21 protein-coding genes, 1 pseudogene and 1 riboswitch are annotated in these 22,998 nt (G+C 50.7%); of the genes and pseudogenes, 12 read left to right on the forward strand and 10 right to left on the reverse strand.

Annotation, left to right across the window (positions count from 1 at the left end):
- Window positions 1–181, reverse strand: a pseudogene (locus tag H503_RS12970) (transposase family protein); the annotation flags it as partial.
- A 177-nt stretch (window positions 182–358) separates the two neighbouring features.
- Window positions 359–440: riboswitch (ZMP/ZTP riboswitch) on the forward strand.
- A gap of 112 nt (window positions 441–552) precedes the next feature.
- Here H503_RS12970 and H503_RS0107205 point away from each other — a divergent pair.
- Window positions 553–1,773 carry an L-lactate MFS transporter gene (locus tag H503_RS0107205; RefSeq protein ID WP_009014864.1) on the forward strand — a complete coding sequence of 407 codons (1,221 nt, stop codon included), beginning with the start codon at window positions 553–555 and terminating at the stop codon, window positions 1,771–1,773.
- Window positions 1,774–1,829: 56 nt separating this feature from the next.
- On the opposite strand, the gene H503_RS0107210 is transcribed toward H503_RS0107205, so the two are convergent.
- Window positions 1,830–2,216, reverse strand: coding sequence for a C-GCAxxG-C-C family protein (locus H503_RS0107210; RefSeq protein ID WP_009014865.1), 387 nt, complete (start codon window positions 2,214–2,216; stop codon window positions 1,830–1,832).
- A gap of 114 nt (window positions 2,217–2,330) precedes the next feature.
- Here H503_RS0107210 and larAH10 point away from each other — a divergent pair, with 114 nt between their 5' ends.
- The gene (gene larAH10 / locus H503_RS0107215; RefSeq protein WP_009014866.1) at window positions 2,331–3,632 is read left to right on the forward strand and encodes an NPN-dependent 2-hydroxyacid racemase, LarAH10 family; all 1,302 of its coding nucleotides are present in this window, start codon (window positions 2,331–2,333) and stop codon (window positions 3,630–3,632) included.
- Between the two features lie 37 nt (window positions 3,633–3,669).
- Here the strand turns inward: larAH10 and H503_RS0107220 are convergent, their stop codons facing one another.
- Complete coding sequence (locus H503_RS0107220) at window positions 3,670–3,858, reverse strand: hypothetical protein (protein WP_009014867.1); 189 nt, start codon at window positions 3,856–3,858, stop codon at window positions 3,670–3,672.
- A gap of 159 nt (window positions 3,859–4,017) precedes the next feature.
- Here H503_RS0107220 and H503_RS0107225 point away from each other — a divergent pair, with 159 nt between their 5' ends.
- The gene (locus H503_RS0107225; RefSeq protein ID WP_016459713.1) at window positions 4,018–4,878 is read left to right on the forward strand and encodes a fumarylacetoacetate hydrolase family protein; all 861 of its coding nucleotides are present in this window, start codon (window positions 4,018–4,020) and stop codon (window positions 4,876–4,878) included.
- A gap of 80 nt (window positions 4,879–4,958) precedes the next feature.
- On the opposite strand, the gene H503_RS0107230 is transcribed toward H503_RS0107225, so the two are convergent.
- Entirely contained in the window at window positions 4,959–5,918 is a 960-nt protein-coding gene (locus H503_RS0107230; protein ID WP_014128184.1) for a lactate/malate family dehydrogenase, read from the reverse strand.
- 588 nt (window positions 5,919–6,506) lie between these two features.
- Here H503_RS0107230 and H503_RS0107235 point away from each other — a divergent pair.
- On the forward strand, window positions 6,507–8,171 hold the full coding sequence (locus H503_RS0107235) for a carbon starvation CstA family protein (RefSeq protein ID WP_016459714.1): 1,665 nt from the start codon (window positions 6,507–6,509) through the stop codon (window positions 8,169–8,171).
- A 79-nt stretch (window positions 8,172–8,250) separates the two neighbouring features.
- Here the strand turns inward: H503_RS0107235 and H503_RS0107240 are convergent, their stop codons facing one another.
- Complete coding sequence (locus H503_RS0107240) at window positions 8,251–8,865, reverse strand: 3'-5' exonuclease (protein ID WP_016459715.1); 615 nt, start codon at window positions 8,863–8,865, stop codon at window positions 8,251–8,253.
- A 157-nt stretch (window positions 8,866–9,022) separates the two neighbouring features.
- Here H503_RS0107240 and H503_RS0107245 point away from each other — a divergent pair, with 157 nt between their 5' ends.
- The gene (locus H503_RS0107245) at window positions 9,023–9,949 is read left to right on the forward strand and encodes an AEC family transporter (RefSeq protein ID WP_014128181.1); all 927 of its coding nucleotides are present in this window, start codon (window positions 9,023–9,025) and stop codon (window positions 9,947–9,949) included.
- A 60-nt stretch (window positions 9,950–10,009) separates the two neighbouring features.
- Here H503_RS0107245 and ligA read toward each other — a convergent pair whose 3' ends face one another.
- Together ligA and pcrA are read right to left on the reverse strand one after the other, a co-directional pair.
- On the reverse strand, window positions 10,010–12,043 hold the full coding sequence (gene ligA / locus H503_RS0107250; RefSeq protein WP_014128180.1) for an NAD-dependent DNA ligase LigA: 2,034 nt from the start codon (window positions 12,041–12,043) through the stop codon (window positions 10,010–10,012).
- A 12-nt stretch (window positions 12,044–12,055) separates the two neighbouring features.
- Window positions 12,056–14,308, reverse strand: coding sequence for a DNA helicase PcrA (pcrA, locus tag H503_RS0107255; protein WP_026385642.1), 2,253 nt, complete (start codon window positions 14,306–14,308; stop codon window positions 12,056–12,058).
- 104 nt (window positions 14,309–14,412) lie between these two features.
- Between pcrA and H503_RS0107260 the strand changes: the two genes are divergently transcribed.
- Together H503_RS0107260 and H503_RS0107265 are read left to right on the forward strand one after the other, a co-directional pair.
- Entirely contained in the window at window positions 14,413–15,198 is a 786-nt protein-coding gene (locus H503_RS0107260) for a tRNA lysidine(34) synthetase (RefSeq protein ID WP_014128179.1), read from the forward strand.
- Between the two features lie 35 nt (window positions 15,199–15,233).
- On the forward strand, window positions 15,234–16,619 hold the full coding sequence (locus H503_RS0107265) for an NCS2 family permease (protein ID WP_009014876.1): 1,386 nt from the start codon (window positions 15,234–15,236) through the stop codon (window positions 16,617–16,619).
- A 378-nt stretch (window positions 16,620–16,997) separates the two neighbouring features.
- On the opposite strand, the gene H503_RS0107270 is transcribed toward H503_RS0107265, so the two are convergent.
- From H503_RS0107270 to map, 3 genes are all read right to left on the reverse strand, one after another.
- Window positions 16,998–17,459 (reverse strand): hypothetical protein, encoded by a 462-nt coding sequence (locus tag H503_RS0107270; RefSeq protein ID WP_009014877.1) that lies wholly within the window; start codon window positions 17,457–17,459, stop codon window positions 16,998–17,000.
- 142 nt (window positions 17,460–17,601) lie between these two features.
- A complete protein-coding gene (locus H503_RS0107275; protein WP_009014878.1) occupies window positions 17,602–18,117 on the reverse strand; it encodes a nitroreductase family protein in 516 nt (171 codons plus the stop codon).
- Between the two features lie 17 nt (window positions 18,118–18,134).
- Window positions 18,135–18,953 carry a type I methionyl aminopeptidase gene (map, locus tag H503_RS0107280; protein ID WP_009014879.1) on the reverse strand — a complete coding sequence of 273 codons (819 nt, stop codon included), beginning with the start codon at window positions 18,951–18,953 and terminating at the stop codon, window positions 18,135–18,137.
- 138 nt (window positions 18,954–19,091) lie between these two features.
- Here map and H503_RS0107285 point away from each other — a divergent pair, with 138 nt between their 5' ends.
- The 5 genes from H503_RS0107285 to H503_RS12250 all read left to right on the forward strand — a co-directional run bounded on the left by H503_RS0107285 (window position 19,092) and on the right by H503_RS12250 (window position 22,995).
- Window positions 19,092–19,988, forward strand: a complete 897-nt coding sequence (locus H503_RS0107285; RefSeq protein ID WP_009014880.1) for a DUF368 domain-containing protein — start codon at window positions 19,092–19,094, stop codon at window positions 19,986–19,988.
- Between the two features lie 144 nt (window positions 19,989–20,132).
- The gene (locus H503_RS0107290) at window positions 20,133–20,345 is read left to right on the forward strand and encodes a FeoA family protein (protein ID WP_009014881.1); all 213 of its coding nucleotides are present in this window, start codon (window positions 20,133–20,135) and stop codon (window positions 20,343–20,345) included.
- Between the two features lie 13 nt (window positions 20,346–20,358).
- Window positions 20,359–20,586, forward strand: a complete 228-nt coding sequence (locus H503_RS0107295; protein ID WP_014128177.1) for a FeoA family protein — start codon at window positions 20,359–20,361, stop codon at window positions 20,584–20,586.
- Window positions 20,587–20,639: 53 nt separating this feature from the next.
- Window positions 20,640–22,793, forward strand: coding sequence for a ferrous iron transport protein B (gene feoB / locus H503_RS0107300; RefSeq protein ID WP_009014883.1), 2,154 nt, complete (start codon window positions 20,640–20,642; stop codon window positions 22,791–22,793).
- A gap of 46 nt (window positions 22,794–22,839) precedes the next feature.
- On the forward strand, window positions 22,840–22,995 hold the full coding sequence (locus tag H503_RS12250) for a FeoB-associated Cys-rich membrane protein (RefSeq protein WP_016459719.1): 156 nt from the start codon (window positions 22,840–22,842) through the stop codon (window positions 22,993–22,995).
- Window positions 22,996–22,998 lie beyond the last annotated feature (3 nt).

The raw sequence follows: 22,998 nt of genomic DNA on the forward strand, positions 1-22,998 counted from the left end.
GTTTGATGAGGCGCGTATAGTAGCCCTTTATGCGTCTTGTAGTGGCCTTACAATGAGGGCAGATGTGTTCTTGAGGCGGCAGCTGAACCGCTAAAACCAAGGCTGATTCCGTTTCCTTTAAATTTTGAATCCATTCCTCTTTAATTCCTGTTAATTTTTCGATATAATCTAGAGAAGGCATATGTATTCAACTCACTTTCTTTATTGTTTGATCACTTTAATTGTAGAGGATTTGAGTGCATATGCCTATTTTTTTATTGAAAAAAAAGTAGGCGCTGAGAGGACACGCATCTGGACGGTCACTTTAGCGCCCCAAAATAAATTATAGAACCCTATAATATCCGCATCACATTCAAATAAAGCAGTGCAGGACTGACGGATAAGTGGAATTGACCACGTGCTCTGCATTGTGTAACTTGCCGACCGTCTGGGCAGAGAAAAGCAGCCCGGACGGTCCTTTTTCATCCCGGCCTTTTCCTCTGCAGCCTTATGCTGCAGATTGGTCCGGGCCTTTTCTCTTTCTAGGGGAAGTTTTCCCAGAAAGGAAGCAACATGAGAAACCGCTCACTGATTGCACTGTCCGCCGTAGGCATTCACCTCTCCATTGGGAGCGTCTATGCTTTCAGCGTCCTTGTCCGCCCCATCATGGAAACCTTGGGGGCTTCTATGGGGGATGTCACTTGGACCTTTTCCCTTGCCATCTTGTTTCTTGGCATGTCAGCCGCACTCTTGGGGCGCTTTGTAGAAAAAATAGGCCCCCAAAAAAGTGGCCTCATGGCCGCCTTTTTCTTCGGAACGGGCCTTTTGGGTACGGCGTATGCCCTTTCCATCAGAAGCCTTTCCCTCCTCTATCTCTTTTATGGGTGCATTGGCGGCATTGGTCTTGGCACAGGCTACATCACACCCGTATCAACCTTGGTGAAATATTTTCCCCACCACCGCGGTTTTGCAACAGGTCTTGCCATCATGGGCTTTGGTTTTGCCGCTCTCATTGCAGCTCCCCTCATGCAGCAACTCACCCGCACGGTGGGCCTTACCCGCACCTTCTGCCTCATGGCAGGTGCCTACTCGGTCATCATGGTCCTTTGTGCCCTCTACCTCAAACCGCCCGTCCTGAAAAAGGAACATGACGCTGATTCCCAGTCCCTTACGGGAAAGACTGCATCAGAAGCCATGCATACCTGGCAGTTCCAAAGCCTCTGGTGGGTCTTTTTCATCAATATTACCTGCGGCATCTTGCTGCTTGCCGTCTTAAGTCCCATGGCCCAGGACGTGATTGGCATGTCAGCTCAGGAAGCAGCCGCTTTTGTGGGCATTATTGGCATCATGAACGGCGGCGGACGCATCCTTTGGTCCACCATTTCTGACCGGCTGAGCCGCCCTGTAACATACATTCTCTTTTTTGCCCTTGAGATCCTGGCTTTCTTCGCCCTCAGTGCCACCACCTCTTCCTTTGTCTTTAAAGGTCTTGTGCTCTTTATCATCAGTGCCTATGGCGGCGGCTTTTCCTGCATGCCGGCCTATTTGAGCGACCTTTTCGGCACCAAACAGCTAAGTGCCATTCACGGCCGCATCCTTTCTGCCTGGGCAATGGCAGGCATTGCCGGTCCAACTCTCATCTCCTTTTTCTATAAGCAGACAGGCACCTATGCATCGGTGCTCATTTTCTTTGCCGTTCTCTTCATCCCGAATCTCATCATAGCCATCCAGCTCAAGGGTAAAGGGTTTGAACAGAAAGAAGTCCCCGCCCTCGACTCCCTGGAAACAAAATGAAGGCATGAAAAAAGCAGCCCTGAAAAGGCTGCTTTTTTTATGGGCTGGATGGGGCTTTAGGCGGAAAGGATGGCGTCCAGCCGCTCTGCCATGTGGATGACCAGCCCATCACAATTGACCTTCTTTGTCACGCCTTCCTGAGCGGCTTTCATAAGCAGTTCCGTGCAGGCCGTGGTCCCGTGGTCACGGGAAAAATCCTGGAGCAGGGCCATGGCCTTTTCCTGGGGGATCCCTGCAAGGGACAAGATCATAAGGCCGGCGCTCACCACACCGCACGTACCGCCGTGCATCATACCGCCGCCATAGTTTGCGCCCATGGCAAAGGCCCGCTCGTCACTGACGCCGAGGACATCGGAAAAAGCGACAAAAAGGGATTGGGCACAATTATAATGAATGGGTTCATCGCTTTCGCGAAGCATTTTGGCTTTTACAACGTGATTCATGGATCACTCCTCCTTTGTACAGGCCCCATTATACCCTATTTGGGTATCAATTGAATAGAGGGCTGGGGCAAAAGGTGATATAATAAGGACCATCTAAAGAAAGGAAGACATCCTATGGCTGAAAAAACCATTCATATTCCCTACGGAAAAGGCGAGGCCACGCTGACGCTTCCTCAAGAGCGGATTGGTTCCATCCTTGTGCCGCGGCACCATGCCGCCCTTTCCATAGACGATGCCGTGACGGCCTGTCTGCGTCACCCCACTGCTTCTCCCCCCCTGCGTGAGATGGTAAAAAAAGGAGCCTCCGTAGTCATTGTAACGGCGGATATTACCCGTGCCTGGAACCATTCACGGGATTTCATGCGGCCCCTGATCAACGAACTCAATGAGGCAGGCATCCCCGATGAGGATATTTCCATCGTTTTTGCCCAAGGTACGCACCGAGCCCAGACCCCTGATGAGGACATAGCTGTCGTCGGAGAAGAAGTCGCCCGCCGGATCCGCCTTTACCAGCACGACTGTCACGACCGGGAAAACCTTGTCCTTGTGGGGACCACGTCGCATGGAACCCCAGTTGAACTCAATCGCCGTGTTGTCGAAGCGGATTTCGTCATCGTGGCCGGAGGGATCATGCCTCACCTGTTTGCAGGCTTTGGCGGCGGACGAAAAATGATCCTTCCCGGCGTTGCCAGTTGGGAAACAATCCAGAAAAACCACGCCCTCGCCCTTTCAGATACCCCGGGGGAAGGCATCAATCCCCTTACGGAGGGCCGGTCCTTGACGCACAATCCCGTCCATCAGGATATGCTGGAAGGCATGGAATTCTGCCGGCCTGATTTCCTGCTGCACTCCCTCATCAATGAACGGGGCGAGGTCTGCGGATTTGTCAGCGGCGATCCTTACGAGGCCTGGCTTGAAGGGACGCAGGAGGTGCTCAGCAATGACGCGGTTTCCTTTACCCAAAAAGCAGACCTGACCATTGCTGGTGCCGGCGGGTATCCCAAGGACCTTTCCCTCTACCAAGGCTGCAAATGCTATGAGCCAGCCCGGGACGTAACCAAAAAGGGTGGAATCATCATTGCCCTAATCGAATCACCGGACATCAAGGAACCACAAATCTTCTGGGAGAGTTTCCGCTACAACAGCCGCCTTTCTATGGAAAAGGCCCTGCGGCAGCATTTTACCATTCCCTTTTTTGTCGCTTATTTTCTCTACACCCTGGCAGAGGACTATACCCTTTACCTTGTGACCAAGAAAGAAAACTTTGAAGCTGTCCGCCGCATCCACCAGATTCCCACAAGGACGCTGGAAGAAGCCTATGAAAAAGCCAAAGCCCAGCTCCTTTCAGAAGGAAAGACAGACTTTACGGTCAATATCATTCCCAACTGCGGCACGGTCATTCCCCTTGAACGCTGACAAAAAATCCCTTCCGGATGACCTGGAGGGATTTTCTTCATTCATAATGGTTCAGGATATTGCGGACCCGTTCCTTCTTGCTCTTGGGGACCTTGTTTTCATAGTTGCGGAAATTGTTTTCCCGGTGGTCCGTTGAATAATCCGCATAATCAATTTCAAAATGGGATTCATAGCTCCGATTATAGTCACCGTGCCCATCATCACATTGATAGATCAGTTGCTCCATAGGACCCTCTTCTTTCCATAAATCAATTTCTCTGCTATTCTATCACAGCCAGCCGCCTTGAGAAAGAGAAATTTCTAAGTAAAAATCGTCTGAATTCTCTAGAAATCAAGATAAAAAAAAGGTACAATAAAGGAAGTACCCTACAGAGGAGTGATTCCCGTGAAAATTGTAACCATGTTAAATGACGGGCAGGAGCAAGTCGGCATCCTGTCTGAAGACGGTAAATCTGTCATTCCCGCCAACAAGTATGCCGATATGCCCGACCTCATGGCTCACAGCGATTTCGAGGAACTGCTTGCCATCAGCCGCATGGGAGTTGCCGCCGTCCCCATAGAAAGGGTCAAGATCCTGGCACCCATTACGGAACCGGCCAATGACATCATCTGCCTGGGAATCAACTATGCCTCCCACGATGAGGAATTGCCGCAGGAATACACGGAAGAAAAGATCCAGAAGCGGGACGTGCCCGTCTACTTTTCCAAACGGGTCACGCGCTGCGTCGATCCTGATGGAGCCATCGACGGTCATTTCGATATCGTCAGCAAACTTGATTACGAATGTGAACTTGCCGTCATCATCGGAAAGGACTGCAAAGATGTAAGCGAGAAAGAAGCCCCGGACTATATCTTTGGCTATACCATCCTGAATGATGTCACGGCCCGGGATGTCCAAACGGCCCACAAGCAGTGGTACTTTGGAAAAAGCTTGGACCACTTTGCGCCCATGGGACCTGTCATCGTTACGGCAGAAGAGTTTGCCTTCCCGCCGCAGCTCACCATTACATGCCGCGTAAATGGTGAGCTGCGGCAACAGGACAATACAAGGAACCTCGTTCACAGCATTGCCTACATCATCAGTGAACTCTCCCACGGAATGACCCTGCGCTGCGGCACCATTATTTCCACGGGTACACCAGCCGGCACAGGCGTCGGCATGAACCCGCCCCAGTATCTAAAGCGCGGCGACGTCGTCGAATGTGAGATCGAAGGCATCGGCGTCTTAAGAAATACCGTCAAATAGCGGTCCAGCAAGAACAACCGTCACGCTAAAGACATGAAAAAGCTGTCACCTTTTTTTGGTGACAGCTTTTTTCGTTCCCCTCATTCGGCTTTTTTCCAAATGGATTCGGCTTTTTTGATGTTTTCCCGAATAGCCGTGCAGCACGTCTTGAATTCCTTTTTCTCCGTGTCCGTGAGAGAAAGTTCAACAACCTTTTCCACGCCATTTTCACCAACCACGGCAGGTACACCTGCAAAGATACCGTCTTCGCCATATTCACCGCGAAGGGGCGCGCTCGTTGCCATGATATGCTTTTCATCGCGCAGGACGTATCCGGCAAGGGTCGTTGCCGTATACGCAATGCCGTATTCCGTGCAGCCCTTGCCCACGTAGGTCACCCAGCCGCCTTTGATGGTCTTTTCCTTGATGGCATCATGATCAAAAACGAAACGGGAATCATCCTTCAGTTCTTCAAGGCGTTTGCCGCCGAACTGGATGACGGACCAAGGCACCATCTGCGCGTTGCCGTGTTCGCCCATCATGTAGGCCGTAATGGATTTATGGTCAAGGCCGGTCTGCTGGGAAATGGCACTTACCAGTCGCGACGTGTCAAGACCCGTCCCCGTCCCAAAAACATGGCCCGCAGGCAGACCGCTCAATTTGGAAATGAGATCGGACACCACATCACAGGGATTGGTGATGTTGATGAAGATTCCCTTGAAGCCCCCCTTCATGATCTTGGGAATGAAGTCAGCAACTTGAGCCACCGTAAAGTTCATTTCCGTATCCCGGTTATGGGTAACCAACAGATCAATTTTCCCAATGGCATTGATGATGATATCGCAGTCGCCCAGTTCTTCATAGGAAGCCATGGCATACTTGACATGATGGGGCATGAACATGGCCGCATCCATGAGATCCTGATGCTCACTGACAAGCTTCTTTTCATTGATATCACAAAGTTTGACAAGGTCAGCCGTTCCCGTGACCCCTAACGTATAGGCAACATGGGCACCAACATGGCCCAGACCAACAACACCTACGATTCGTTTCTTCGGCATGCTACCACTCTCCTTCTTCTTACAAGTATATTCTATTGTATCCTCTCTGTGCAAAAAATCAACCTTTGTCCTCATTTTATTTTGTATAATGAATCATTTTCGCTAATTTTTCCACATAAGTCTCTTTATTCTGAACCATATACAATCCTTTTTATTCCTTAAGTACGTAATAAACAGTACATTTTGTATTTATACACCTAAAAAATTTATGAACAATTACCAGTTATTTTCACACCTTATTGATAAAAAGATAACATTTCTATATTTTTATTGTTGATTTAAAAAATAAGCGTTTCATCTCATAGGATTTTTTATTTTTTCGTCTGCAAAAGTAAAATTTCTTTCAATTCCTATTTCCCTCAATGTACGTTTTCACGAATACGTCCATTCTAAAAAGACTTTATCGCCATATTTTGTGTTCTTTTTTGTAACTTCATAACAGAATAGCTGTATTTTACCACTTATTTTTAAAATTTATGTTGACAATTTTGTATACAAGTGATAAATTATGGCTCTGTAAACACTCATCACCCTCTCAATCCCAGCATTCATGCGGGACTTGAAATTTTTGGAAAGGAAGTGGCTATGATGAATGGATTAACCTTGGTTTGTATTGCAATCGTCATCTTTGCGTTTGCCTACCTGTTCTACGGCCGTTGGCTCGTCAAGACCTGGGGCATCGAGCCCGATGCCAAGACGCCTGCCTATCGCTTTGAAGATGGCCGCGACTTTGCGCCGGCTTCCCGGTTTACGGTCTTTGCCCATCAGTTTTCTTCAATTACGGGCGCAGGCCCTGTCACGGGCCCGATTATTGCCGCTATGTTTGGTTGGGTTCCTGCATTCTTATGGATTATTGTAGGCGGCATTTTCTTCGGCGCTGTCCAGGACTTTACGGCCCTTTATGCTTCAGTCCGCAACGACGGCAAGAGCATGGGCAAGATCATTGAACAGTACGTTGGCAAGACGGGCTGCAAGATGTTCCTCCTGTTCAGCTGGCTCTTCTCCCTCCTTGTCATCGCTGCCTTTTCCGACATCATGGCAAGCACGTTCAATGGCTTTTCCAAGACGGGCGAACTCTTGGGACCAAATGCAGCTGCTGGCTCCATTTCCACCCTCTACGTTTTTGTCGCCATGGTGTTTGGCTGGGCCGTTCGCCGCTTTCATATCGGCGGCGTCAAAGAAGTGATTCTGGCCCTCATCTGCATGGTTGCCATGATTGCTGTAGGGATTGCCAATCCGTTTTTTGCCTCCCGCACCAGCTGGCTCTATGCAACCTATGCCTATTGCTTCATTGCTTCTGTCCTTCCCATGTGGCTCCTTATCCAGCCTCGTGATTATCTGAGTGTCTTCCTACTCCTTGGCATGATCCTGGCAGGCGTTGTCGGTATTCTTGTCGGTAACCCCACCATCAATATGCCGGCTTTTAAAGGCTTTACGGTAGCAAACAGGCCCCTTTTCCCCATCCTTTTTGTAACCATCGCCTGCGGTGCCGTTTCCGGCTTCCACAGCCTGGTTTCTTCCGGTACTTCTTCCAAGACCATTTCCAATGAAAAGGATATGCTTCCTGTTGGCTATGGCGCTATGCTCATTGAATCCGTCCTGGGGGTTGTTTCCCTCGTCATTGCCTGCTCCGTTGCAGTCAACGGAGCCCTGCCGAAAGCAACGCCCTTTGCCATCTTCGGGTCTGCCATCGGCCGTTATTTCTCTATCTTCGGGATTCCGCCCTATGTCAGCAATTGCATCGTGACCATGTGCATCTCCGCCCTTGCCATGACGACCATCGACGCTGTCACCCGCATCGGCCGCATGATGCTCCAGGAACTGCTGAGCGAATATGACAGCAATGCTGCGAAATTCCTTTCCAATACCTATGTGGCAACGATTGTTACCTTGATCCCGAGCTACCTGCTCTGCCTCGGCGGATACCTCAATATTTGGCCGCTCTTTGGGGCTGCCAATCAGCTGCTTTCCGCACTGGTCCTCATTGCCCTTGCTGTCTTCCTGCGTACGACAGGCCGCAAGAGCTGGATGCTCTACATCCCCATGACCTTCATGTTCGTTGTCACCATGAGTGCCCTCTGCCTGTCCCTTTACGGGATCTATGGCAAACTCATGGCCGGCACCTTCGTCCTTATGGTCGATGGCCTACAGCTTGTCGTTGCCCTTGCCCTCATGTTCCTTGCCCTGATGGTTGTCAAACACTGCGGAAAAGAGCTTGTGGGTGATACGGCAAAAAGTCAAACGGCACAATAAAAAAAGAAGGAGGCTGCGCCTTCCTTTACAGCAAAAGACCTAGATCCCGCGGACCTAGGTCTTTTTCTTCCTTGTGAAATTAACCTTGCTGCGTCTTGAGGCGCCAGAGTGCATCCAACACTTTTTCCGTAAGTTCACAGTCATCTACGGCTCGGTGATGGTTGCCCGCGATGCCAAAATGCTTGCAAAGGGCTTCCAGACTGTAGTGGGACAGGCCCGGTACAACGGTTTTGGCAAGCTTCTTCGTATCAAGATAGGGGTTATTCAAATGTTCCCCTGTTTCCCGGTAAATCCGGTCATAAAGGAAGTTGATGTCAAAATTGACATTGTGCCCTACCAAGGTATAGCCACCTAAAAAATCCCGCAGCCGCGGCAGGATCTCCCTAAAGGTCGGTGCCCCAACAAGGTCGCTGTCCGTAATGCCCGTCAGGTTCGTAATAAAAGGTGACAGGCTCTGGTACGGTTCCGGGGTCAGGAAGGTCTGGAAACGACCTGAAACGGCCCCATTGCGTACGTGGACAGCCCCAATTTCTATGATGGCACTGCGTGCCACGTCAAGGCCCGTCGTTTCAATATCAATGACCACGTAGGACAAGGGACGCACCAAGGTAAGCTTTCCCTTGCGGCGTTTTTCTTCCAGTTCTGCATCCCGCGGTGCCGGATTATCAAATAAGGAAAGGGAATAAGGTTCCATAGGAATCCTCCTTTCAAGTATCATTGGCAACATCCAAATCTTGGATGTTCTATTATATAGCATTTTGATAGGAAAGTAACGAGTTTTTGCAAAATTTCACAAAAGCACCTATAATGGTAAAAATTCATTCTTACGGAGGTGACCCTACTTGGCAATCGTGCCTCTTTTGTTTTCCCAGCTATCCTCCCTGCTCCTTATTGCCATCATCGGCTACGCGGCCGTCAAGAAAGGCATCATGAAAGCGTCCGAGTGCAAGCCCATTTCAACGCTCCTCATTTATGTTATCATCCCCTCGTCCATCATCAAGGCCCTGCAGCTTCCCTTATCGGAAGAAAAAGTCCATGGTTTTGGCATTGCCGTCATTTTTGCCATTGCAGTCCATCTTTTCTGGCTGGTTCTCACCACCTTCTTAGGCAAGGCAACGAGTCTTGATGGTACGGCGCGGGCCTCCTTGATGTACACCAATTCAGGAAACCTCATCTTTCCCCTGGTGGCCTCCGTTTTTGGTGAAGAATACGTCTTTTATGCCTGCATGTACAATGCCGTCCAACAATTTTTTATCTGGACCCACGGCATGGTCCTCATGAGCGGGGAACGCCGTGTCACCCTTCGGCAAGTGCTTCTTAACATCAACATCCTTTCCGTGGCCATTGGCATGACCCTCTTTTTCTTTCAAATCATACTGCCGCCGATCATCCAAAACACCATGGGCATGCTGGCCAGCATGATTGGCCCCTTGAGTATGCTCGTAACGGGCATGGTCATGGCTGAAAAGGACCTGTCCGGCCTTTTTCATTCAGCCAAGGTATGGCTCATCTGTATAGGCCGGCTTTTTCTTTTTCCTTTTTTTGTCACCCTCCTTGTCCTGGCAACAGGCTTCTTGAAGGCCCATCCAGAAGAACTCTTTTTGTTCCAGATTGGAATGCTGGCTGTCTGCGCCCCTCCGGCAACGCTGCTGACCCAATTTGCCGTCATGTTTAGGAAGGACGCCTTCCTTGCTGGCAGTGTCAACCTCATCAGTATGGTCCTGTGCGTCATCACCATGCCGCTCATGATTGCCCTCTTCACTTATTTAGCCGGCTGAATCCAATAAGAAAAGCTGCGGAGAAAGAGCTCTTCTTTCTCCGCAGCTTTTTTATCGGGCTTATTGCATGTCCTTATTTTCCAGGAGCCGCCGGAAGGCAGCTTCATCAAGGATGGTGACACCCAAGGACTGGGCTTTGGTATATTTGCTGCCTGGATCGGCCCCTGCGACAACATAGTCCGTCTTCTTGCTGACAGAACTTGTCACCTTGGCGCCCACTTCCTGAGCCATGGTCTGGGCCGTTGCCCGGTCGAGGGTGGGCAGGGTTCCAGTAAAGACCATGGTCTTCCCGTAGAAGGGATGATTCTCATTGGAAGCAGCCGTCCCCAGCATCTTCATATTAAGGCCCAATTCCTTCAGCCGTTCTATGTAATCCTGGTTTCCTGGATCGCCAAAATAGGTCACGACACTTTCGGCAATGACCGGTCCAATATCAGGGATCTGTGCCAATTCTTCCTGTGTTGCCTCCATCAGGGCATCCATGGTCTGGTATTTCATGGCAAGGGTCCGGGCCACCTTGGCCCCAACGTGGCGGATCCCGAGGGCAAAAAGGAGCTTATCCAGACTGTTTTCCTTACTGGCAGCAATGGCCCGGACAAGGTTATTGGCGGACTTTGCGCCCATGCGGTCAAGTTCCATGAGGTCATCTGCCGTAACAAGATAAAGGTCGCTCGGGTCCTTCACCAGATTCCTTTCCTGGAGCTGGAGCAGGACAGCAGGGCCGCAGCCATCGATGTTCATGGCGTCACGGCTGGTAAAATGGATGAGGCCTTCCCTGCCCAAGGCGGGACAGTGGGGATTGGTGCAGCGCACAGCGGCTTCTCCATTTTTTCGGACAACCGGCCAGCCACACTCCGGACATTCCGCAGGCATATGGAAAACCTTTTCCTCACCGGTCCGTTTTTCCACGGCGACACGCAGGACTTCTGGAATGATTTCCGCGGCTTTATTGATAATGACCCGATCACCGATGCGAATATCCTTTTCCGCAATGAAATCTTCATTATGAAGCGTGGCACGGCTGATGGTGCTCCCCGAAAGCTTTACGGGATCAAGGACAGCCGTCGGTGTAAGGACGCCCGTCCGGCCCACTTGGATAACAATATCCCGCAGCGTCGTTTCCGCCTGTTCGGGCGGGAATTTATAGGCCATGGCCCAGCGGGGATCCTTTCCCGTGGCCCCGAGGATGTTCTGCTGCCATACGGCGTTGACCTTGACGACGACACCGTCCGTGTCATAGCCAAGGCTCTTGCGGCGCTCACCGTGACGAGCAATGAGTGCGTTAGCCTCTTCAATGGTCGCAACCTTGGTCCGTCCTTCTGTCGTTGTAAACCCATAGGCCTCGAGGCGATCCATGGAATCATTATGCGTATCAAGGGCGCCCGTGCCAATGCCATAGGCAAAAAATGCCAGTGAACGCCTAGCCGTGACACGGGGATCGAGCTGACGCAAGGAACCGGCAGCGGCATTCCGGGGATTGGCAAATTCCGTCTCCCCTCTTTCCACCCGTTCCTCATTCAGCTTCAAAAAGGCATGACGGGGCATATAGACTTCTCCCCGCACATCAAGGAGTTCCGGTATGGGAACGCCAGGAAGCGAGGATAGGACCTTAGGGATATTTTTGATGGTCCGCACATTTTCCGTCACATTTTCGCCGACCATGCCGTCGCCTCGCGTCGCCGCTCGGACAAAGCGACCATTTTCATAGATGATGCTGCAGGCAAGACCGTCGATTTTCGGTTCCACCACATATTCTACCTTGGCGTCCTTAGGAAGGCCTTCATGGACCCGGCGGTCAAATTCCTTCATTTCTTCCGGTGAAAAGGCATTGGCTAAACTTAACAGCGGCGTAATGTGATGCACTTCCGTAAACCCAGGTTTCGCGTAGCCGCCGACATGCTGGGTCGGGGAATCCGGCGTCACAAGTTCAGGATATTCCGCCTCAATAGCCCGCAGTTGGCGCATAAGGCTGTCATATTCCGCATCAGTGATGGTGGGCATATCTTCCACATAATAAAGGTAGGAGTTGCGTTCCAATTCCTTGCGAAGGGCTTGGGCCTTTAGCAAAGCCTCTTGTTTTGTCATGATCGTCATGAGATTCGCCTCTTATACTTTCTGGATGACTTTGTATTTCGTTGAAAGGGCCTTGATGCCCGTACCGGGGAAGGCCACTTTGACAATCTGCCCATCAGCGTCGGGTTGGGCCGAGATGACCGTCCCCACGCCCCATGCCTTATGACGGACTATATCGCCAGCCTTGAAGACTTCCAGCTTTCCATCCGGCACATATTCGGAGCGCCTGTCGCGCCGGTCAAGGATGCTTGCGCCGCGTCTTCTGGCAATGCTGCGAAGCCCTGACCCTTCTTCCTGCGGCCGATTTTCCCATGCCGCGCGCTGCGCCCCGCTCCCATCCTGCTGGCCGACAAGGGCCGTTTCAATAAGATGGCGGGGGATTTCTTCAAGGAAGCGGCTCGGCGGGAACATGACCGTCCGGCCGTACATCATGCGGCTCCGGCAGCTTGTAAGGAATAGTTTTTTCTTGGCCCGCGTAATCCCAACATAGCAAAGACGCCGTTCTTCCTCAAGCTTATCCGTGTCGTCAAGGGAGCGCTGACTCGGAAAAAGGCCCTCTTCCATGCCGGCCATGAAGACAACAGGGAATTCAAGTCCCTTGGCCGAGTGGAGCGTCATCAGCGTCACGGCATCGCGGCTGAGTTTGGCATCATCGATATCGGAAACAAGGGCCACATGGTTCAGGAAATCCTCCAAGGTCTTTTCCTCCTCGTTTTCATCTTCCTGGAACTCCATGGCAATGCGCTTTAATTCGTCAAGGTTATCCATGCGGCCCCGAGCCTGTTCCGAGCCTTCCAGGAGCAAAGCATCCCAGTACCCGGTCTTTTCGAGGATATCCGTCATGAGCTGCTCCACAGGGACCGTATCAGTTTCCTTGCGAAGGCTTTCTAGAAGGGTACTGAAAGCGGTCACCTTAAGGAGACTCCGACCAAGGAGTTCACCAGCAGAAGGTGCCTTGAGGGCTTCATGCAGCGACAGTCCCGTTTCATTAAGGAGCATCTTGAGTTTTTCCACTGTCGCACTGCCAATGCCCCGTTTCGGTTCGTTGATGACCCGTTCCAAGGCCTGCTCGTCACGGCCATTTACAAGGAGACGCAAATAAGCAAGCAGGTCCTTGACTTCCTTGCGGTCATAGAATTTCAAGGAGCCAACCATGATATAAGGAAGGCCATTTTTGATGAGGGTTTCTTCAAACATGCGGGACTGGGCATTGGTCCGGTAAAGGACCGCCATATCGCCCAGATGGAAATGAGCTTCGTCGCGCAGACGCCGCATATTATGGACCGTAAATTCCGCTTCATTACGGTCGTTGAAAGCCTGAAAATAGGTGATCGGTTTCCCGTTCCCATTTTCCGTCCAAAGGTTCTTGGGCCGGCGGGCACTGTTATGTTCAATGACCGCATTGGCCGCGTCAAGGATAACCTGAGTAGAACGGTAATTCTGCTCGAGTTTATAGATCTTGGCATCGGGATAATCTTTTTCAAAATCAAGGATATTGCTGATATCCGCGCCGCGCCACCCATAGATGCTCTGGTCAATATCGCCGACGGCACAAAGGTTGTTTTCCGGGGCACTGATGAGTTTGGCCAGAAGATACTGCACATGGTTCGTATCCTGGTATTCATCGATCATGACATACTGGAACTTATGCTGGTATTTTTCCCGCACGTCCCTGTCATGTTGCAGCAGGTCCACGGAAAGGAGCAGGAGGTCGTCAAAATCAACGGCGTTGTTCTGACGCATGCGCTTTTCGTATTCAAGATAGATCTCGGCCACTTTCTTGGCATGGAAGTCATCGGCCTTCCTGGCAAAAGCGGCACTGGAAAGCTGTGCATTCTTGGCATTTGAAATGACCGACATCACCGCGCTCAAGGGGTAGAACTTTTCATCCATCTTGAGATCCTTCAAGATGCCCTTCAGGACATTCTTGCAGTCCGTCGTATCATAAATGGAAAAGCCTGTCCCATAGCCGTAGTGGGACAGATGCTTGATTTCCCGGCGCAGGAGCTGGTTGCAGAAACCGTGGAACGTATAGAGCCAGACATCTTTGGCAAGGGGACCAACAAGCTTATCCACGCGTTCGCGCATTTCCTTGGCCGCTTTGTTCGTAAATGTAATGGCAAGGATGCTGTAAGGAGGGACCCCTTTTTCCAAAAGATAGGCAATCCGTGTCGTCAGGGCCTTTGTCTTGCCGCTTCCGGCACCCGCCAAAATTAAAATAGGCCCAGCCACATGTTTGACGGCTTCAGCCTGCTGAGTATTGAGCGATGATAATAAATCTTCCATTTTTTCCTCACAATTCGTCTAGAATTTGCTTTATTATTCTAACATGTCCGCTCTATTTTTGCTATAATAGAAGAATCCTTTTCCAGGAGTGTGAACATCATCTCATGAAACACGATGCGTTTGTCCCCGCCAGCGACCTTACAAAACTGTGGCGGGCCCTGATTGAATTCAATATGATTGAAGAAGGGGATAAGATTCTCATCGGCCTTTCCGGCGGCAAGGACAGTATGTTCCTTACAGCGGCCCTAGCCGAGATCCAAAAACACAGTCCCCGCCATTTTGACCTGTTGTGCTACACCATGGACGGCATGTTTGCCGAAGATTTTCCCAAAAAAGAACTGGAAGACTTCTGCCGCACCTACGGACTCACCCATTATTCGGAGCAGGTCAATGTCGAGGCCCTCTGGGGCCATCGGGGCAACACCCCGTGCTTTTCCTGTGCCTACTTCCGCCGGGCCGCGATGAACCGCAAAGCCCGCGAACTTGGCTGCAGCAAGATTGCCCTAGCCCATCACAATGATGACGCCGTGGAAACCTTGATGCTGAATCTCTTCCAGTCGGGGCAGAACAAGACCTTCCTGCCCGTGACCCATCTTTCCCGCAGCGGCATGACCGTCATCAGGCCCCTGCTTTTTTACCGGGAAGCGGAAATCATTGCCATCGGCAAAAAGATTGGCCTTCACCCTTTGGCCAATCCCTGCCCCTATGACGGCAAGACCCAGCGCCAGGATATGAAGGAACTGGCTCGGCGTCTTGAAAAAGAAATTCCCCATTTCTATGACCACATGGCCTCGGCCCTGCGTCATTCCGATAAAGAGGAACTTTGGCCGGAAAAACTACCCCAGAAAACGATGCTGGAGCGCTTCCGCGCCTTCTGGAAAAAGTCCTGATTTTTCATTGTCCAGTAAAGAAAGGAAGTCACACCATGGAAGAACTCTTTGACCGCGTTTTCCACCTCAAGGAAAACCACACTGATGCCCGGACCGAAATCATTGCCGGCATCACCACCTTCATGACAATGGCCTATATCCTCATTGTAAACCCCTCCATCCTCAGTGCTACAGGAATGGATAAGGGGGCGCTAGTGACAACGACCGCCCTTGCCTCTGCCTTGGGGACCCTCTTCATGGCCGTCTTTGCCAACTACCCCTTTGCCCTAGCTCCAGGCATGGGGCTTAATGCCTACTTTGCCTATACGGTCGTCCTGCAGATGGGGTATACGTGGCAGGTTGCCCTCGCTGCCGTCTTTGTTGAAGGCCTTGTCTTTATTCTTCTTTCCCTCACAAATATCCGTGAAGCCATTTTCAATGCCATCCCCCTCACACTGAAACGGGCCATTTCCGTTGGCATTGGTCTTTTCATCGCTTTCATTGGTCTGCTTAACGCCAAGATTGTCGTGGCCAATCCGGCAACCAAGGTTTCGCTCTATTCCTTTACGAAAGCGGTTGCTGACGGGACGTTCCACAGCGTGGGCATCACTGTCGTCATCGCCCTCATCGGGATTCTTTTTACAGGCTTTCTCATCATCAAGAACATCCGCGGCAACATTCTTTTTGGCATCCTGGGCACTTGGATCCTCGGGATGATTGCAGAAGCATCGGGCCTTTACATTCCCGATCCGAAATTGGGGACCTTCAGTGTCTTTCCCAACCTTTCCGCCGGTTTGGCCGCTTTCATTCCCTTAAATCCCCTGCCGGTTTGGGGCAAAATGGATTTCTCCTCGGTCTTTTCCCTCGACTTCTTTGCCGTGATCTTCGCCTTCCTCTTTGTTGACCTCTTCGATACACTGGGAACCCTCATCGGAGTTGCCTCCAAGAGCAACATGCTCGACGAAAAGGGCCGTCTGCCCCACATCAAAGGAGCCCTCATGGCCGACTCCGTCGCAACCTGCACGGGCGCCCTCATGGGAACAAGTACGGTCACGACCTTTGTTGAAAGTGCAGCCGGCGTTGCTGAAGGCGGACGCACGGGGCTTACGGCGGTAACCGTATCCGTGCTCTTTCTCCTTTCCCTGTTCCTGTCACCATTTTTCATGGCCATCCCGGCCTTTGCAACAGCACCGGCCCTCATCGTGGTTGGCTTTCTCATGTTCTCATCCGTCAACAAGATTGACATGGATGATCTTTCCGAAGCCATTCCAGCCTATATTGCCATCATTGCCATGCCGTTTTGCTACAGCATTTCAGAAGGCATTTCCTTTGGTGTCATTTCCTACACGATCCTCAATGTCCTGACGCGTCACACGGACAGGATCAGTGCCCTCATGTACATCCTCACCATACTATTTATCGGCAAATACATCATGCTTTGAACCTCATCAAAAAAGCCATCCGCATCGCGGGTGGCTTTTTTTCGTAGTTCCTATCTTACTGCGGGGATACTGGCCGCCTGTACCTAGGTCCCGCGGCTCAAAGATCCGATTGTCCTGAGTTTCCGTCTCATTCGAGCTGACAATCGGTATCGTCTTTAATTGCCGCCAGATCTATCCTGAACTGTATCGGTCTTATATTTCTTGCATCAACAGTTGCAGTTTTGATCAGGAATCCTTTACATTCAAAAAAAGGGGCTCCCTGCCCCTTGTAAAAACTGCCATAAGGAGTCTTTTCGCCCTAGCCCTTTCCCTTTTGCCATAAGAAAAGAAGCTGGCTGCAGCGGGTCCTACAGTCAGCTTTATTACGGCCCTCAGCCGTCAGTTTTGTTTTTTATCCTCACTGCCCTTACCCCAAACGGTCTGCATGATGGCCTTGTATTCCTTTCCAAGGTCCTGCTGGGCCAGATTCAGCACAAAAAGGAGCATATCCCCCACGGCATCTTCCCCATCACGGAAGATGACGCAGGATTCAGCCATAAGATTCTTGGCACCGTCAATATAGAACTTATACGGTTTATACTTGAGGTTGAGCTGATTGATAAGCCCTGTGACTTCCTTCTCGTTATCATCCCGCAGGGCCTCTGCCACGACAACGACACGGATCATGGCAAAGGGCGTATCATCAACAAAGATACCAAAAGGAAGAAGATTGCCATCCATGCGGAAATTACTCCGGAAAAGGACCAGATTGTTAGGTTCGCTCTTGGGTTCTTCAATGGTAAAGCCTTCTACTTTTTGGTCAGCAATGAATTTCTTGAAGCGTTCTGCTCTCTTATTCATGGGGTCACGTCCTTTTTTAGAATTTCCCTTATTATACTCCATAGGGAAGAAAAATGGAAAGTTCAGGGAGATTTTATCTAATTGATGGTCATTCTTTATAAAAACTTTTAATTTTCCTTCTATCCTACGAAGTATGGAAACCTTAAAGTTCCTTCACCAGTTCCGTTACACTGCGCCGTTTTTCATGAAGAGAGGAGGCTTTCACCCCATCTGCGGCATAGCCCAAGGGAAGGAGAAAAACAGGCATTTCATTATGGGACAGGCCAAAGGCGTCGGCGGTCTTAACGGGCGGAAAGTGAGCCACCCAGCAGCTTCCCAGTCCTTGTTCCCAAGCCTCCAGCATCAGATGGGTTCCAATGATTCCTGCATCAACCTGCCCGGAAAGGAACCCTTTTTCCAGTTCATTGACCCACTGCTCATCACGGCAGATCGTCACCATAAGAACGATCGGGGCATTAAAGGCGCAGGGCGTCAGTTCACGGATCTTGGCAATGGCATCCTTGCTTTTAAGCACATAAATGCGAAAAGGCTGATAATTATGGGCTGTCGGTGCCACACGCGCGGCTTCAAGGACCTTCTCCAGTTTTTCCGGTTCAACAGAGCGTTCACTGAATTTCCGTACAGAATAACGATTTTTGGCAAGCGTGAAAAAATCCATAAGATTGCTCCTTTTTCTTAGTAAGAAAGAATTTCCGGTTCTCCCTCCGTGATGAGCAGGGTATACTCCCACTGAGCCGAAGACTTCCCGTCTTCCGTGCGAACCGTCCAATTGTCGATTTCATCAATATAGAGCGCTGCCCGCCCTTCATTGATCATGGGTTCAATGGTAATGACCATGCCCGGCACAAGGAGCATGCCCGTTCCTTTTTTCCCGACGTGGGAAACAAAAGGATCTTCATGCATGGAAAGCCCCACACCATGACCGCCAAATTCGCGGACCACGGAATAGCCGTGTTTCCTGGCAAAGGACTGGATGGCCGCGCCAATGTCGCCCAGCGTGTTCTTCCAGCCAACAGCATTCTGCATGCCGCGGCGGAGACATTCCTTCGTGATGCCTACGAGATTCCGGCGATTGTTCGGCACGTTTCCGAGCATGAACATGCGGGAAGCATCCCCAACATATCCCTTGTAGATGGTCGTGGCATCGACGTTGACGATATCACCGTTTTTAAGGACCACATCGGAGCTTGGGATGCCGTGACAGATTACATCGTTCACAGAGGTGCAGACGCTTTTAGGAAAGCCCTCAAAATTAAGGCAGGCCGGAGTGGCATCGTGGCTGACCGTATATTCGTAGACAATGCGGTCAATTTCTTCCGTCGTCATACCCACGTGGATTGCCTTTTCCACGGCATCCAGGACTTCCGTGTTGAGCCGTCCCGCTTCGCGGATGCCCGCAATCTGTTCCGGTGTCTTGATCATCTCCATGCGGGGGACTTCCACGCCTTGCGCCGCAAGTTCAAAGAGTTTCATCTTGACTTCTTCTCGTTCCAAATTCCTAGCTCCCTTCTATTTTCATTCTTGAAAAAATACGATATAATAGGCTTTCAATGCATAGATATCCCTGAAAGCGTAACTATTATACCATATCCATGCAATACCCTGATGCTGGCATAGAAAGGATATGATCAAATGGACCTTTTCCTTAACCTTATCCGTGGTTTTTCCATGGCCCTTGCAGACAGTGTCCCCGGTGTTTCCGGAGGAACCATTGCTTTTGTCCTGGGATTTTATGATGAATTCATCGGTTCCCTTTATGTCCTGACCCATGGGACACGGGAACTGAAACAACATGCCCTGGTTTTCTTGGGGAAATTAGGAATTGGTTGGGCTCTTGGCATGGGATCATCCGTCATGGTTTTGGGAAGTCTTTTTACAACCAGGATCTATGAACTCAGTTCCCTCTTCCTGGGCCTCTCGCTCTTTTCCCTCCCCCTGATCCTCAAAGAGGAAAAGCAGGCGCTTTCCCAGAAAAACCGGCTGCCTTTCTTTCTTTTGGGTCTCTTTGTGGTCTTTGTGATTACCTGGTTCAATCCTGCCGGCGGAAAAGGCGTACAGGTAGACGTTGCCCAGCTCACCCCTACGCTAGGCCTTTATATCTTCGTCTGTGCCATGATTGCCATCTGTGCCATGGTCCTGCCGGGGATTTCGGGCTCCACCATGCTCCTCATCTTTGGGCTGTACGTTCCCATCATCGGAGCCATTCGTGAATTCCTTCATATGAACCTTTCCTACCTTCCCGTCCTTATCATTTTTGGCTGCGGCGTCCTTACAGGGATTGTCGGCATCATCCGTATTGTGAAAAACGCACTGGAAATGCATCGAGCCGCCATGGTTTACTTTATCTTGGGACTCATGGTCGGTTCCCTCTACACCATCGTTACGGGCCCCACCACCCTTAAGATTCCCCAGCCAGCCATGACTTTTGAAACTTTCAGTCCCCTATGTTTTCTCCTGGGAGGCATTTTCCTTTACGCCCTTGACAAGCTCAGAAAATTCTCGGAAAAGAAATTGCATCCAGAAGGGTAATCCTTTGTGCACTGCTTCGGCAGTGCTTTTTTTTTACTTCAAAAGTTTCTTTGTTACGGGAAAACTCCTTGCATATTATGTTAGTCTGTGCTAACATTGTGACGTTAAAAGAAACTCTTCCTAAAAATCTCAAAGGAGGCCATCATGCCCTTAGCGTTTGCAAAGTCAGGCGACGTCCTAACGGTCATCCGGATTGGCGGTTCCCCCAAGGTCAGGAGCCACCTGGAAAATCTTGGAATCACCCTAGGCGCCCCCATTACGGTTGTCCAGAACACCCCCTCAGGAATCATTGTGAACATCCGCGATTCCCGTGTCGCCATCAGTATGGAGATGGCCAATAAAATATTTGTGCAGTAAAGGAGAACTTGCGATGCTTACCTTAAAAGATGCTGAAACCGGTCATAACTACGAAGTCATCAAGATCCACGGCAGCGGCGCCATGAAGCGCCACATCATGGATATGGGCCTGACCAAAGGAACGGCCCTGCATATCCGCCGTGTCGCGCCTTTAGGGGATCCGGTTGAAATGACCGTTCGGGGTTATGAACTGTCCCTGCGCAAAGGCGATGCCGAAATCGTTGAAATCAAAGAAGTGTAATCAATTTCCCAATCGATTAGTCTATTGCAACTTTTTGAAAGGAAGGTTTTATTATGCAATATAAGATTGCTCTTGCAGGGAACCCGAATACGGGCAAAACGACCCTGTTCAATGCCCTCACTGGATCCAATCAGTTCGTTGGCAACTGGCCTGGCGTTACAGTTGAAAAAAAGGAAGGGACCCTGATTGGTCATCCCGAGATCCTCATTCAGGACCTGCCTGGGATCTATTCCCTTTCCCCTTACACCTTGGAAGAAGTCGTTTCCCGCACCTACCTCGTAAAGGAACGGCCTGATGCCATCTTGAATATCGTTGATGGCAGCAACCTTGAACGCAACCTCTACCTGACGACACAGCTCATGGAACTGGGGATTCCCGTCCTCATGGCCGTCAATATGATGGACGTCACGCGGGCTAACGGAGATATCCTCTATACGGAAGTCCTTGCTAAATCCATTGGCTGCCCGGTTGTGGAAATTTCCGCTCGGACAGGCGAAGGCATCAAGACCCTCGTCCAAAAAGCTGCGCAAATGGTTCAGGCCAAGGTTCCAGCTGAGCCAATCCATACCTTTGCCGGTCCGGTTGAACACGCCCTGGCCCACATCGAAGAAGCCACGCAGGGCGCCCTTCCCCAATCCCAGAGCCGCTGGTACTCCATCAAGCTCTTTGAACGGGATGCCAATGTGCTCGATGCCCTAAAGCTTTCTCCGGAGCTCATTTCCCACATTGAGGATGATATCATCTCCGTCGAAAAGGAAATGGATGATGACGCGGAAAGCATCATTACCAACGAACGCTACAACTATGTTTCAAAAGTCATCGAAAAATGCTTCGTCAAAAAAGACAAGCATCGTCTGACTGTTTCTGATAAAATCGACCGCATTGTCACAAACCGTTTCCTGGCACTCCCCATTTTTGCCGTCATCATGTTCCTTGTCTACTATATCAGTGTCACGACCATCGGAACAGAAGCAACGGACTGGGTCAATGATACCTTTTTTGGAGAATGGGTCATTCCCGGTGCCCACGAGCTCATGGCTTCCTGGGGAGTGGCGGAATGGCTGGAAGGCCTCGTCGTTGATGGGATCATCTCCGGCGTCGGTGCCGTCCTTGGCTTCGTGCCGCAGATGGTGGTCTTCTTTATCTTCCTGGCATTCCTCGAAGCCTGCGGGTATATGGCCCGGATCGCCTTCATCCTGGACCGCGCCTTCCGTAAATTTGGGCTGTCCGGAAAATCTTTCATTCCTATGCTGATTGGTTCCGGCTGCGGAGTTCCTGCCATCATGGCCTCCCGGACCATTGAAAATGCGCCTGACCGCCGCATGACCATCATGACAACGACCATGATTCCTTGCTCTGCCAAAATGCCGATCATCGCCCTTGTCGCAGGGGCCTATTTCGGCGGTGAATGGTGGGTCGCTCCCTCAGCTTATTTTGTCGGGATTGCAGCCATCATCATTTCTGGGATCATCCTCAAAAAGACCAAGCTGTTTGCCGGAGATCCCGCGCCTTTCATCATGGAACTGCCAGCTTACCACATGCCGACCCTTTCCAACATTGCCCGCAGTGTTTGGGAACGAGCTTCCAGTTTCATTAAGAAGGCCGGCACGGTCATCCTCCTTTCCACCATCCTCGTATGGTTCCTTTCCGGATTCGGCTATGTTGATGGTGAGATTGCCATGGTCGAAGACCTGAACGACGGGTTCCTTTCCTACATCGGTGAAAAAGTCGCCTGGATCTTTGCCCCCCTCGGCTGGGGTGATTGGAAAGCCGCTGTCGCCGCCTTTACGGGCCTTATTGCCAAGGAAAACCTCGTAGGAACCTTCGGTATCCTCTACGGTCTTGCAGAAGCCGCCGAGGACGGTGAAGAATTCTGGGGTACCTTTGCCAAGGACTTCAGTACCCTCAGTGCCTATTCCTTCCTCATCTTCAACCTTCTGTGCGCGCCCTGCGTTGCTGCCATGGGAGCCATCCGCCGCGAAATGAACAACGGCAAATGGACGCTCTTTGCCATCGGTTATCAATGTGGTTTTGCCTATGCCGTTTCCTTGATTTTCTATCAGTTTGGCATGTTCCTTACGACAGGGGTCTTTACCATCGGTACAGCCTTTGCCGCTGTGATCTTTGCCATTCTCCTTTATCTCCTGCTGCGTCCCGCAAAAAAATATGAGGGTGCAGTTGAAGTCAATTTGGAGTATAATAAGTAAAGCAATCCGATAGGAATTGCAATGTAGAGCAAAGGAGTTGATCCTTATGGGAACGCTCATTGTAGGACTTGTTATCCTCTTGTTCGTCCTTGTTTCGGTGTACACCATCGTGCATGACCATAAAAGTGGGATTGGAACGTGTGGCGGCAACTGCGCCTCCTGTGGCGGCTGTGCCTTCCATTCGGCTCCTGAAAAGAAATAACCT

It is taken from the genome of Acidaminococcus intestini DSM 21505 (assembly GCF_000425045.1).
Classification (GTDB): Bacteria; Bacillota; Negativicutes; order Acidaminococcales; family Acidaminococcaceae; genus Acidaminococcus; species Acidaminococcus intestini.